Source organism: Azospirillum sp. B2RO_4, assembly GCF_051124815.1.
Taxonomy (GTDB): Bacteria; Pseudomonadota; Alphaproteobacteria; order Azospirillales; family Azospirillaceae; genus Azospirillum.
On record NZ_CP118489.1, the window covers coordinates 334,921 to 347,600 of the forward strand.

The 12,680-nt window shown below is 69.1% G+C and carries 8 protein-coding genes; 5 read left to right on the plus strand and 3 right to left on the minus strand.

Features of this window, described 5'->3' with window-relative positions:
- The first annotated feature begins 119 nt into the window (after positions 1 to 119).
- The 5 genes from PWS46_RS25140 to PWS46_RS25160 all read left to right on the plus strand — a co-directional run bounded on the left by PWS46_RS25140 (position 120) and on the right by PWS46_RS25160 (position 8,580).
- Entirely contained in the window at positions 120 to 1,622 is a 1,503-nt protein-coding gene (locus tag PWS46_RS25140; protein ID WP_434623577.1) for a thymidine phosphorylase family protein, read from the plus strand.
- A gap of 183 nt (positions 1,623 to 1,805) precedes the next feature.
- A complete protein-coding gene (locus PWS46_RS25145; RefSeq protein ID WP_434623578.1) occupies positions 1,806 to 3,425 on the plus strand; it encodes an MBL fold metallo-hydrolase in 1,620 nt (539 codons plus the stop codon).
- A complete protein-coding gene (locus tag PWS46_RS25150) occupies positions 3,422 to 4,645 on the plus strand; it encodes an HlyD family secretion protein (RefSeq protein WP_434623579.1) in 1,224 nt (407 codons plus the stop codon). Before PWS46_RS25145 ends, PWS46_RS25150 begins: the two co-directional genes overlap by 4 nt.
- Complete coding sequence (gene rbbA, locus PWS46_RS25155) at positions 4,642 to 7,449, plus strand: ribosome-associated ATPase/putative transporter RbbA (RefSeq protein WP_434623580.1); 2,808 nt, start codon at positions 4,642 to 4,644, stop codon at positions 7,447 to 7,449. Before PWS46_RS25150 ends, rbbA begins: the two co-directional genes overlap by 4 nt.
- Before the next feature lie 3 nt (positions 7,450 to 7,452).
- On the plus strand, positions 7,453 to 8,580 hold the full coding sequence (locus tag PWS46_RS25160) for an ABC transporter permease (RefSeq protein ID WP_434623582.1): 1,128 nt from the start codon (positions 7,453 to 7,455) through the stop codon (positions 8,578 to 8,580).
- Positions 8,581 to 8,724: 144 nt separating this feature from the next.
- Here the strand turns inward: PWS46_RS25160 and pgmG are convergent, their stop codons facing one another.
- From pgmG to galU, 3 genes are all read right to left on the minus strand, one after another.
- Positions 8,725 to 10,128, minus strand: coding sequence for a phosphoglucomutase/phosphomannomutase PgmG (gene pgmG, locus PWS46_RS25165; RefSeq protein WP_434623583.1), 1,404 nt, complete (start codon positions 10,126 to 10,128; stop codon positions 8,725 to 8,727).
- A 38-nt stretch (positions 10,129 to 10,166) separates the two neighbouring features.
- Positions 10,167 to 11,498: a UDP-glucose dehydrogenase family protein gene (locus PWS46_RS25170; protein WP_434623585.1), complete on the minus strand. Its 1,332-nt coding sequence runs from the start codon at positions 11,496 to 11,498 to the stop codon at positions 10,167 to 10,169.
- A gap of 201 nt (positions 11,499 to 11,699) precedes the next feature.
- Positions 11,700 to 12,569, minus strand: coding sequence for a UTP--glucose-1-phosphate uridylyltransferase GalU (gene galU, locus PWS46_RS25175; RefSeq protein ID WP_434623586.1), 870 nt, complete (start codon positions 12,567 to 12,569; stop codon positions 11,700 to 11,702).
- Positions 12,570 to 12,680 lie beyond the last annotated feature (111 nt).

Consider the following 12,680-nt stretch of genomic DNA (forward strand, 5'->3'; position numbering starts at 1 on the left):
GGGAGGGGGCATCCGACAATGCGACAATGATCCTGATCAACCCGGCCGCATAACCCCCGGCATGGCTGACGCGCAGGCTCGGCGTCGCTAAGCCGCGGGGCCGGGCGTAGACTGTGCGGATGCTGACGCTTCGACATCTGGCGATCGACACCGTCCGGGAGAATGTCGCCTTCCTCAACCGCCGCTGCACCCGGTATCATGTCGAGGATTTCCTCGGGCTGGGCCGGGTGGAGGTGCGGAACGACGGCCGCTCCCTGCTGGCGGTTCTGAACATCGTCGACGACCCCGCCATCGTCGGCCCCGACGAGATCGGCCTGTCCGATCCCGCCTTCGGCCAGCTCGGCCTTGCCGAGGGCTCCGCCGTCCATCTCGTTCCCCCGACCCCGCCGGAAAGCTTCGAGCTGGTGCGCGCCAAGGTCGGCGGCGCCGCCCTGACCGACGAGCAGCTGGCCGCCATCATCCGCGACGTCACCGACCAACGTTACTCCAAGATCGAGATCGCCGCCTTCCTGATCGCCTGCGCCAGCTTCATGACGACGGCGGAGGTGCTGGGCCTGACCCGCGCCATGATCGCCGCCGGCACGCGTTTGCATTGGGACGGCCCCAACGGCATCGCCGGCACCATCGCCGACAAGCACTGCATCGGCGGCATCCCCGGCAACCGCACCTCGATGATCGTGGTGCCGATCGTCGCCGCCCACGGCCTGCCGATCCCCAAGACCTCGTCGCGCGCCATCACCTCGCCCGCCGGCACCGCCGACACCATGGAGGTGCTGGCTAACGTCGACGTGCCGGTGGAGCGCATGCAGGCCCTGGTGCGCGAGGCCAAGGGCTGTCTGGTCTGGGGTGGCCATGTCCGGCTGTCGCCGGCCGACGACATCCTGATCTCGGTCGAACGGCCGCTGGCCATCGATACCCGCGAACAGCTGGTCGCCTCCATCCTGTCGAAGAAGGTGGCGGCCGGCTCCACCCATCTGCTGATCGACATCCCCGTCGGCCCCAGCGCCAAGATCCGCAGCGCCGGCGAGGCGGTGCGCCTGCGCAAGCTGTTCGAGCATGTCGGCGACCGTCTCGGCCTGACGCTGGAGGTGGCGATCACCGACGGCTCGCAGCCGGTCGGGCGCGGCATCGGCCCGGTGCTGGAGGCACGCGACGTGATGGCCGTTCTGCGCAACGACCCGGCATCCCCCGCAGATCTGAAGGAACGCGCCCTGCTGCTGGCCGGCCGCATCCTGGAATTCGACCCCGCGGTGCGCGGCGGCAGCGGCAACCGCCGGGCGCGCGACCTGCTGGAATCCGGCGCCGCCCTGGCCTCGATGGAACGCATCATCGCCCTGCAGGGTCCGCCGCCCACGGTGGCGACGCTGGGCTCCCTGGTGGCGGAGATCGCCTCGCCCGCCGACGGGATCGTGTCGTCGCTCGACTGCTACCGCCTCGCCCGCATCGCCCGTCTGGCCGGCGCACCCACCGACAAGGGCGCCGGCATCGACCTGCTGCGCAAGGTCGGCGAGCCTGTTCGCCGGGGCGAGCCGCTCTACCGCATCCACGCCAGCACCAACGCCGATTTCACCTTCGCCCAGGCCCATGCGGCCGACGACAACGGGGTGCGGGTGGTGGGGTGAAGATAAATGCCCGCTCCCGCTCCGGGAGAGGGAGGGGACCCACGAAGTGGGGAGGGTGAGGGGGATTCCAAGAATCCCGAACCGCATGGCTTCGTGCCTGACCCCTCACCCTTCCCACCACTTCGCGGCGGGCCCCTTCCCTCTCCCGGGACGGGAGAGGGAAACTCAGAGAGGAGCAGACCCATGTCCCTGTCGCTGACCTTCCATGGTGCCGCCGGCACGGTGACCGGCTCCTGCTTCCGCCTGTCGACGCCGAACGGCGACGTGCTGATCGATTGCGGCATGTTCCAGGGCACCAAGACGATCCGGGAACTGAACTACCGCCCCTTCCCCTTCGATCCGTCTTCGATCGCCGCGGTCCTGCTGACCCACGCCCACATCGACCATTCCGGCCTGCTGCCCAAGCTGACCCGCCTCGGCTTCCGTGGCCGCATCTTCGCCACCGGCGGCACGGTGGACCTGCTGGAATACATGCTGCCCGACAGCGGCTACATCCAGGAGGGCGAGGTGGAGCGCCTCAACCGCCGCAATCGCCAGCGCGGCCGTCCGCCGGTCCAGGCGATCTACACCCAGGACGACGCCATCCGCAGCCTGCGCCGGCTCCGCCGCGTCGAGTACGACCGCTGGACCGACATCCTCCCCGGCCTGCGCGCCCGCTTCTGGCAGGCCGGCCACATCCTCGGCTCCGCCTCCATCGAGATCGAAGCCCTCGACGGCTTCGGGGGCGGCGCCGCCGAACCCACCCGCATCCTGTTCTCCGGCGATCTCGGCCCCGGCGGCAAGAGCTTCCACGCCGACGCCGAGGGGCCGGAGCGGCCGGACTGGATGGTGCTGGAGACCACCTACGGCGACCGCGACCGCACCGACCTGGACGAGGCCGGACGGCAGGCGGTTCTGCGCGCCGAGGTGTCCACCGCCCTGGCCGCCGGCGGCGTCCTGCTGATCCCGGTCTTCGCGGTGGAGCGCACGCAGGAACTGCTCTACGACCTCGACTGCCTGTTCGACGGCGGCCAATTGCCGGCGGTGGACGTCTTCCTCGATTCGCCGCTGGCGGATGCGGTGACCGGCGTCTTCCGCCGCCATCTCGACGATCTGGAAACCGACGGCGACCCCTTCACCCGCGCCAACTTCCACCATGTCCGCAGCGTGCCGGAAAGCCAGCGCCTCAACACCCTCTCCGGCGGCGCCATCATCATGGCGGCCAGCGGCATGTGCGACGCCGGCCGCATCCGCCACCATCTGAAGAACCGCCTGTGGCGTCCGCAGGACACGGTTCTTCTGGTCGGCTATCAGGCCCCCGGCACGCTGGGCCGCCTGCTGCAGGAGGGCACCCCCCGCGTCCGCATCCATGGCGAGGAGATCGCGGTGAAGGCGAAGGTCCGCTCCATCGACGTCTATTCCGGCCATGCCGACCGCTCCACGCTGCTGGACTGGGTGGAGGCCCGCCATGGCGTCGGCCACGGCCTGTTCCTGGTCCATGGCGAGGAAGCCGCCCGCGCCTCTATCCGGCAGGCCCTGCTCGACAAGGGCTGGCCGGCGGAGCGCATCGCCCAGCCGGCGCTGGACGACCGCGTCGACCTCGCCGCCCCGCGCCCGCTGGTGCCGGCCGACCGTCACCCCCGCCTCGGCCCCGCCGATCTCGCCGCCGGTCTCGACTGGCACAACCATTATGCCGAGGCTCTGCTGGCGCTCCGCCGCACGCTCGACGCCGCCCCCGACGATGCGGCGCGCGAACGCATCCTGGCCGGCGTGATGGGCGCTCTCGACACCAACGAGAAAGCCGGGAAAGGAACCCAGCCATGACCGTCAAGCGCATCCTCATCGCCCTGGCCCTGCTGGCGCTGCTCGGCGCCGGGGCGGCCTATGGCTGGCGGGCGATGCAGGGCAACCGGCTGCCCGCCGGCTTCGCCTCCGGCAATGGCCGGATCGAGGCGAACGAGATCGACATCGCCACCAAATACGCCGCCCGCGTCCTGACCATCCCGGTGCAGGAGGGCGATCTTGTGGAGGCCGGCGCCGTCATCGCCACGCTCGACACCCGCGACCTCGAAGCGCAGCTCCGCTCCGCCGAGGCCCAGCTGCGCCAGTCCCGCCGCAGCCGCGACGAGGCCGTCGCCCTGGTCGCCCAGCGCGCCAGCGAGGCCGATTTCGCCGCCAAGGAGATGGAGCGGGCGCTGGTGCTGTTCGGCAAGGGCCATGTCTCCGAACAGCGCGTCGATCAGGCCCGCAACAGCCGCCGCACCGCCGACGCCGCGCTCGACGCCGCCAAGAGCCACCTCGCCAGCGCCGACGAGGCGATCACCGCCGCGGCCGGCGATGCCGACCGCCTGACCACCCTGGTCGCCGACGGCGTTCTGAAGGCGCCGCGCAAGTCCCGCGTCCTCTACCGTCTGGCCGAACCCGGCGAGGTTCTGGCCGCCGGCGGCAAGGCGGCGACGCTGCTCGACCTGTCGAATGTCTACATGACCTTCTTCCTGCCGACCGACACGGCGGGAAACCTCGCGCTCGGCGCCGACGCCCGCATCCTGCTGGACGCCGTTCCCGACACCGCGATCCCCGCCGCCGTCACCTTCGTCGCCCCGCGCGCCCAGTTCACGCCCAAGCAGGTGGAGACCAAGTCCGAACGTGACCGCATGATGTTCCGCGTCAAGGCCCGCGTTCCCGAAGCCTTGGTGACCCGCTACATCGAGCGGGTGAAGACCGGCCTGACCGGCATGGCCTATGTGAAGCTGGACGACAAAGCGGTCTGGCCGGACTGGCTGGAATCGAAGCTGACGCGGGAAGCGGCCTCTTCCCCCGCCTTATCCCCCTCTCCCCCCCAACACAAGCAAAGCTTGTGTTGCCGACAGGCGAAGCGCAGCTTCGCCGAAAGGCGGGGAGAGGGTCGGGGTGAGGGGGACGCACAGCATGATTTCGCCGAAAATCAGCCCCTCTCCGCCCCCCAATCCACCCCACGCTCCCCCCTCACCCTAACCCTCTCCCCGGGGGGGAGAGGGGACAACCCTGGGGACATGCGATCATGACCCCCGCCCCCGCCGTCTCGCTGTCGGGCGTGCGGCACCGCTATGGCGGGACGGTGGCGCTGGCGGACGCTTCCCTCGACATCCCCGCCGGCACCAGCGTCGCGGTGATCGGCCCGGACGGCGTCGGCAAATCGACCCTGCTCGGCCTGATCTCCACCGCCAGGAAAATCCAGCAGGGCAGCGTCCGCGTGCTCGGCACCGACCTCGCCGACCGCGTTGGCCGCGCCGCGCTCCAGCCGCGCATCGCCTACATGCCGCAGGGTCTCGGCCGCAACCTCTACGCCAACCTCAGCGTCGCCGAGAATCTCCAGTTCTTCGGCCGCCTCTTCGGCCTCGACGCCGCGGAGCGCCGGCACCGCATCGCCGACCTGCTGGACGCCACCGGCCTCGCCCCTTTCCCCGACCGGCCGGCCGGCAAGCTGTCGGGCGGCATGAAGCAGAAGCTCGGCCTCTGCTGCGCCCTTCTGCACGACCCCGACCTGCTGATCCTCGACGAGCCGACGACCGGCGTCGATCCGCTCTCCCGCCGGCAGTTCTGGGATCTGATCGCCCGCATCCGCGCCGGCCGCCCCGGCATGACCGTGCTGGTCGCCACCTCCTACATGGACGAGGCCGAGCGGTTCGACAGCGTGGTGATGATGAACGCCGGCCGCCTGCTCGCCCACGACACCCCCGCCGCGGTGAAGGCGCAGACCGGGGCCGCCGATCTGGAGGAGGCCTTCGTCGCCCTGCTGCCGGAGGATGCCAAGCGTGGCCATGAACGCCTGACCGTCCCGCCCCGCCCGCCCGAGCCCGCCGGCGCCGAACCGGCCATCGAGGCGATCGGCCTGACCCGCCGCTTCGGCGATTTCACCGCGGTGTCGGACATCAGCTTCCGCATCGGCCGCGGCGAGATCTTCGGCTTTCTCGGCTCCAACGGCTGCGGCAAGACCACCACGATGAAGATGCTGACCGGCCTGCTGCCCGCCAGCGCCGGCGAGGCGCGGCTGTTCGGCAAGCCGGTGGATGCCGCCGATCTGGAGAGCCGCCGCCGCGTCGGCTACATGGCGCAGGCCTTCTCGCTCTACGGCGAATTGACGGTGCGCCAAAACCTCGACCTGCACGCCCGCCTGTTCGACCTTCGCGACGCCGAAACCCGACTGACCGAACTGGTGGAGCGCTTCGGCCTGTCGCCCTACATCGACGCGGTGGCCGACCGCCTGCCGCTCGGCGTGCGGCAGCGGCTGTCCTTGGCCGTCGCCATCCTGCACGATCCGGAGCTGCTGATCCTCGACGAGCCGACCTCCGGCGTCGACCCGGTGGCGCGCGACCAGTTCTGGCGCGACCTGATCTCGCTATCGCGCGACCAGGGGGTGACGATCTTCGTCTCCACCCACTTCATGAACGAGGCGGCGCGCTGCGACCGGGTGGCCTTCATGAACGCCGGCCGCGTCATCGCCGCCGGCCCGCCCGACGAGCTGCGCCGCCAACAGCAGGCCGACAGCCTGGACGACGCCTTCATCGGGTTCATGGAGCAGGCGGAGGGCGCCCCCCCTCTCAACCACCCTATTCCCCCTCTCCCCCCCGGGGAGAGGGTCGGGGTGAGGGGGATGCGTGGCGGGCCTTCGACAAAAATCCAGCATGTGCGCCCCCCTCACCCTAACCCTCTCCCCGGGGGGGAGAGGGGACTTAACTCCTCTCCCCTCTCCCGCCGCCGCCTGCTCGCCTACGCGTGGCGCGAAACGCTCGAACTGCGCCGCGACCCCGTTCGCCTGACCGTCGCCCTCCTTGGCACCGTCCTGCTCATGCTGGTCTTCGGCTTCGGCATCACCATGGACGTCGAGAACCTGACCTTCGCCGTGCTCGACCACGACCGCACGCCGGAAAGCCGCGCCTACATCGAGCAGTTCGACGGCTCGCGCAGCTTCCGCGCCACGCCGCCGGCCATCGACGCCCGCGATCTGGCGCTGCGCCTGCAACGGGGCGAAGCGTCGCTGACCATAGAGATTCCCGAAGGCTTCGGCCGCGACCTCCGCCGCGGCAGAACCCCGGAGGTGGCGGTGCGCATCGACGGCGCCATGCCCTTCCGGGCGGAAACCATCCAGGGCTATGTCGCCGGCCTGCACCAGCGCTTCATCCAGGATGCCGCCACCGCCGCCGGAGCCACCCTGCCCGCGTCGCCCGCCAATCTGGAGATGCGTTACCGGTACAACCAGGCCTTCCGCAGCCTGGACGCCATGGTGCCCAGCACCATCGGCCTGCTGCTGGTCTTCATCCCCGCGATCCTCGCCGCCCTCGGCGTGGTGCGGGAGAAGGAGTTGGGCTCCATCACCAACCTCTACGTCACCCCGGTGACGCGGCTGGAATTCCTGCTGGGCAAGCAGTTGCCCTACATCGCGCTGGCTGCCTTCAACCTGCTGCTGATGGTGGCGATGGCCGTCACCCTGTTCGGCGTGCCGGTGAAGGGCAGCCTTGCGGGGCTTTTGCTGGGCGGGCTGGTCTATGTGGTGGCGACCACGGCCTTGGGGCTGCTGATCTCCGTCTTCACCGCGACGCAGACAGCGGCAGTGTTCGGCACCGCCATCGTCACCATGCTGCCGGCCACCCAATTCTCCGGCATGCTGCAGCCGGTGGCGACGCTGGAAGGCGGGGCGTGGCTGTTCGGCACGCTGTTCCCGACCACCCATTTTTTGAAGATCTCCGTCGGCGCCTTCACCAAGGGTCTGGCCTTCCCGGAGCTTCTCCCCTTCATCCTGGCGACCGCCGCCTTCATCCCGGTCTTCCTGGCGCTCGGCGTCGCTTTCCTGCCGAAACAGGAGCGCTGAACCATGACGCGCTTCCTCCGCAACAGCCTGACATTGGCGCGCAAGGAGTGGATCAGCCTGCTGCGCGACGTCTTCATGCTGGGCTTCGTCGTCTATTCCTTCACCTTCTCCGTCTACAGCGAGGCGACCGGCATCTCGCATGACCTGCGCAACGCCGCCATCGCCATCGTCGACGAGGACCGCTCGACCCTGTCCCAGCGGCTGGTCTCCAGCTTCCACGGGCCGGAGTTCCAGACGCCCGCCATGATCGGCCATGCCGAGGTCGATCCGGCGATGGATTCCGCCCGCTACACCTTCGTCCTCGACATCCCGCCCGATTTCCAGGCCGACGTGCTGGCCGGCCGCAACCCGACGGTGCAGCTGCTGATCGACGCCACCGCGATGATGCAGGCCGGCATCGGCGCCGGCACCATCGAGGGCATCGTCGAGGATGAGGTCGGCCGCTTCGTCCGTCACGAGGCCGAGGGGACCGCCGCCCCGGTCAGCCTTCAAATCCGCGTCGCCTACAACGAGGCGCTCGACACCAAATGGTTCACCGGCACCATGGCGGTGGTCAGCAACGTCACCATGCTGGCGGTGCTGCTGGCCGGCGCCGCCCTGATCCGCGAGCGCGAGCACGGCACGCTGGAGCATCTGCTGGTGATGCCGGTGCGCCCGGCCGAGATCATGGCCGCCAAGGTGCTGGCGAACGGCGCGGTGATCCTGGTGCTGACGCTGGTGGCGCTCTACGTGGTGCTGCGCGGCCTGCTGTCGGTACCGCTGGCCGGCTCGGTCCCGCTGTTTCTGGCCGGGACGGCGCTCTACCTGTTCTTCGCGACGGCGCTCGGCATCTTCCTCGGCACCGTGGCGCGCTCGATGCCGCAACTGGGCTTGCTGTTCATCCTGATCGTGCTGCCGATGAACATGCTGTCCGGCGGCTTCACCCCGCTGGAAAGCGAGCCGGAATGGCTGCAGACGGCGATGCAGCTGTCACCGTCCACCCATTTCGTCGCTTTCGCCCAGGCCATCCTGTTCCGCGGTGCCGGCTTCGACGTGGTCTGGCCGCGCTTCGCCGCGACCGCCGGCATCGGCGCGCTGTTTTTCGCCTGGAGTTTGGCGCGGTTCAGGCGGCATTTGGCGAGTTTCAGGTGAGGGAGCGTTAGACCCCCACCTAGCCTCCCCCGCCGGGCGGGGGAGGGACTGCCGCCCTCTCCCGAACAAGCACCAATCCCCTCCCCCGCCCAGCGGGGGAGGGTTAGGGTGGGGGCACCGTCAGCCGACGACTCCCCCCCAACCTCAGTGCGCCGACCCGCCGCCCTCGAACGACGGCGCGCTCAGCCCCGACGCCACCAGCTGCTCGATCAGCGCGCCCTTCAGCCGCTCCAGCCCTTCCTGGCTGTAGGACTCGGCGCGGGCCACCAGCACGTCCTGGGTGTTGGACGCGCGCAGCAGCCACCAGCCGTCGTCGGTCGTCACACGGACTCCGTCGATGTCGTTGACCTTGGCGCCCGACGCCTTGACGCGGCCCTTGACCTCCTCGACCACCGCGAACTTGCGTTCCTCGTCGATCTGGAAGCGGGTCTCCGGCGTGTTGACCATGTCCGGCAGGCCGTCGCGCAGGTCCGCCAGCGTGGTGCCCAGCTTGCTGACCAGCCCGACGAGGCGGACGCCACAATAGAGCGCGTCGTCGAAGCCGTACCACTTGTCGGCGAAGAAGATGTGGCCCGACATCTCGCCGGCCAGCGGCGAGCCCGTTTCCGCCATCTTGGCCTTCAGCAGCGAGTGGCCGGTCTTCCACATCAGCGGGTTGCCGCCATGCTTGGCGATCTCGTCGAACAGGGCCTGGCTGGCCTTGACGTCGGCGATGATGGTGGCGCCCGGATGGCTCTTCAGCACGTCGGCGGCATAGAGCGCCACCAGCTGGTCGCCCCACACCACGCGGCCCTTGTGGTCGATGGCGCCGATGCGGTCGCCGTCGCCGTCGAAGCCGATGCCGATGTCGCAGCCATGCTCCGCCACCGCCTTCTTCAGGTCGACCAGATTGGCCTCGACCGTCGGGTCCGGATGATGGTTGGGGAAGTTGCCGTCGATGTCGTCGAACAGCAGGACATGCGTGCCCGGCAGCTTGGCGGTCAGGCGGCGCAGGATCTCGCCCGACGCGCCGTTGCCGGCGTCCCAGGCGATCTTCAGGTCGCGGGTGCCGTCGTAATCCTTCAGCAGGCGGGTAACGTATTCGTCCTGGACGTCGATCTTCTCCGACGAGCCCTGGCCCTGCTCCCAGTCGGCCTTGGCCGCCATGGTGCCGAGGTCGAGGATCTGCTGGCCATAGACCGGACCCTTGCCCAGCATCATCTTGATGCCGTTGTAGTCCGGCGGGTTGTGCGAGCCGGTGATCATGATGCCGGCCGCCGCCTCGCGGTCGCGGGTGGCGAAATACAGCATCGGCGTGGGGCCGAGCCCGATGCGCAGGACGTGCAGGCCGGTGGAAACCAGCCCCTCGACCAGCGCCTCCTCCAGGTCCGGCGAGGACAGACGGCCGTCATAGCCGACGCAGACCGTCTTGCCGCCCTTGCGCACCACCACGGTGCCGAAGGAGCGGCCGACCGCGCGGGCGTCGGCGGGAGTCAGCGTCTTGCCGACGATGCCGCGGATGTCGTACTCGCGCAGCACCGTGGGGTGGAAGGTATGGGCTTCGCTCATCGTCTCGTTAGTCCTCTGTTGGACGCCGTCTCAGGACCTTAACCGCGGTCCATTCCACCCGCCGGCGACGGCCGGCCGATGGAGCTGTAGGTGAAGCCGGCCTTCGCCATGTCCTCGGGGTTGTAGATGTTGCGCAGGTCGATCATCACCGGCCGCTTCAGCATCGACTTGACCCGACGCAGGTCGAGCGCGCGGAATTCGTTCCACTCCGTGAGAATAGCGACGCAATCGGCCCCTTCCAAGGTGCCGTAGGCGTCCTTGGCCCATTCCACGCCGGGAAGCAGCTTTTCGGCCTCGTGCATCGCCGCCGGATCGAAGGCGCGCACATGGGCGCCCGCCGCCTGCAGCGCCGGGACGATGTCCAGCGACGGGCTGTCGCGCATGTCGTCGGTGTTCGGCTTGAAGGCGACGCCCAGCACCGCGACGGTCTTGCCGTCCACCGACCCGCCGCAGGCGGCGATGATGCGCTCCGCCATCTGCTTCTTGCGCTTGTCGTTGATGTCCACCACCGTCTCGATGATGCGCAGCGGGCTGCCGACCTGCTGGGCGGTGCGGACCAGCGCCAGCGTGTCCTTGGGGAAGCAGGACCCGCCGTAGCCCGGACCCGGGTGCAGGAACTTCTTGCCGATGCGGCCGTCCAGCCCGATGCCGCGCGCCACGTCGTGGACGTTGGCGCCGACCTTCTCGCACAGGTCGGCGATCTCGTTGATGAAGGTGATCTTGGCCGCCAGGAAGGTGTTGGCGGCGTATTTCGTCAGCTCCGCCGTCTCCAGCGAGGTCACCACGATCGGGGTCTCGATCAGGTAGAGCGGCCGGTAGAGCCGGCGCATCACCTCGCCCGCGCGGTCGGACGTGGCGCCGATGACGACGCGGTCGGGCCGCATGAAGTCGCCGATGGCGGAGCCTTCGCGCAGGAATTCCGGGTTGGAGGCGACGTCGAACTCGGCATCGGGGCGGGTGCGGCGGATGATCGCCTCGACCTCGCGGCCGGTGCCGACCGGCACCGTCGACTTGGTCACCACCACCGTATAGTGGTCGAGATGCTGGGCGATCTCCTCGGCGGCGCCGTAGACATAGGAGAGATCGGCATGGCCGTCGCCGCGGCGCGACGGGGTGCCGACCGCGATGAACACGGCGTCGACGCCCTGCATCGCCTCCTTCAGGTCCATGGTGAAGGACAGGCGGCCGGCGGCGACGTTGCGGGCGACCAGATCGTCCAGGCCGGGTTCGTAGATCGGAATCTCGCCGTTCTTCAGCCGCTCGATCTTGCCTGCGTCCTTGTCGACGCAAGTGACGTGCACGCCGAATTCCGAAAAGCAGGCGCCGGAGACCAGGCCGACATAGCCCGTGCCGATCATCGCTATGCGCATCGCGTCCCCCTCATGTCCTTAAAAGGAAACCTGTATGTCTCTGGGATGCCCTACCGGGGGGCGTTCCTCACGGCCGGTCATTTCGACTGTCCGGCTCTTCTCATCGTTCAGCAATCGGACGCGCAGCCCAAACGCACGCGCCCGCCACCGTCCGGATCAGGGGACGGGGGCGGGCACGGCATCAGGACTGCAGCCCGTCGCTCAGCAATATTTGCGCAGCATCTCGCGCACCTTGTCGGCCATGTCCGGCCGGTTCAGTGCGTGGGCCAGCGTCGCCTCGATGAAGCCGACCTTGTCGCCGCAGTCGTAGCGGGTCCCTTCGAAGCGCAGGCCGTGGAACGGCTGGGTGCCGATCAGGTTGGCCATGGCGTCGGTCAGCTGGATTTCGTTGCCGGCGCCGCGCTGCTGCTTTTCCAGATGGTCGAAGATTTCCGGCTGCAGGATGTAGCGGCCGATGATCGACAGGGTCGACGGCGCGTCTTCCGGCTTCGGCTTCTCGACGAGACCGCGGACGGTGGCCAGCCGGCCGTCGTCCTTCTCGACGTCCAGGATGCCGTAGCTGCTGGTCTTTTCGCGCGGCACGTCGACGACGGCGACGATGTTGCCGCCGACCTCCTCGTACGCCTCGACCATCTGCTTCAGGCAGGGGGTCTTGCCCTGGACGAAGTCGTCGGGCAGCACGATGGCGAACGGGTCGTTGCCGATCAGGGCGCGGGCGCACCACACGGCGTGGCCGAGGCCGAGCGGAACCTGCTGGCGGGTGTAGAAGCAGCGGCCGGGAGCGATCTCGCTGTGGCGGACCTCCTCCAGCGCGTCCATCTTGCCGCGCTCTTCAAGCGTGCGGTTCAGTTCGGTGTCGGCGTCGAAATGGTCTTCGATGGCGCGCTTGGACCGGCCGGTGACGAAAACGAAATCCTCGATGCCGGCGGCGCGCGCTTCTTCGACGGCATGCTGCAGCAGGGGGCGGTCGACCAGGGGCAGCATCTCTTTCGGGATGGCCTTGGTGGCCGGCAGGAAGCGCGTGCCGAGACCGGCGACCGGGAACACCACCTTGCGCACGGGTTTCCGCATTGGACGTCTCTTGTGGTTGAGGCGAAGTCAAAATCCATTCGCCACGGAAGACCCGACCGCAAGCGGAGCCGGCGGAGGCACGACCGTGGTTCCGGCTTTCTGCCACGCCTT

Bases quoted from the DNA above. Each gene is read 5' to 3' on its own strand.
- PWS46_RS25140 (WP_434623577.1), top strand. From the start codon at position 120: ATGCTGACGCTTCGACATCTGGCGATCGACACCGTCCGGGAGAATGTC.
- PWS46_RS25145 (WP_434623578.1), top strand. From the start codon at position 1,806: ATGTCCCTGTCGCTGACCTTCCATGGTGCCGCCGGCACGGTGACCGGC.
- PWS46_RS25150 (WP_434623579.1), top strand. From the start codon at position 3,422: ATGACCGTCAAGCGCATCCTCATCGCCCTGGCCCTGCTGGCGCTGCTC.
- rbbA (WP_434623580.1), top strand. From the start codon at position 4,642: ATGACCCCCGCCCCCGCCGTCTCGCTGTCGGGCGTGCGGCACCGCTAT.
- PWS46_RS25160 (WP_434623582.1), top strand. From the start codon at position 7,453: ATGACGCGCTTCCTCCGCAACAGCCTGACATTGGCGCGCAAGGAGTGG.
- pgmG (WP_434623583.1), bottom strand. From the start codon at position 10,128: ATGAGCGAAGCCCATACCTTCCACCCCACGGTGCTGCGCGAGTACGAC.
- PWS46_RS25170 (WP_434623585.1), bottom strand. From the start codon at position 11,498: ATGCGCATAGCGATGATCGGCACGGGCTATGTCGGCCTGGTCTCCGGC.
- galU (WP_434623586.1), bottom strand. From the start codon at position 12,569: ATGCGGAAACCCGTGCGCAAGGTGGTGTTCCCGGTCGCCGGTCTCGGC.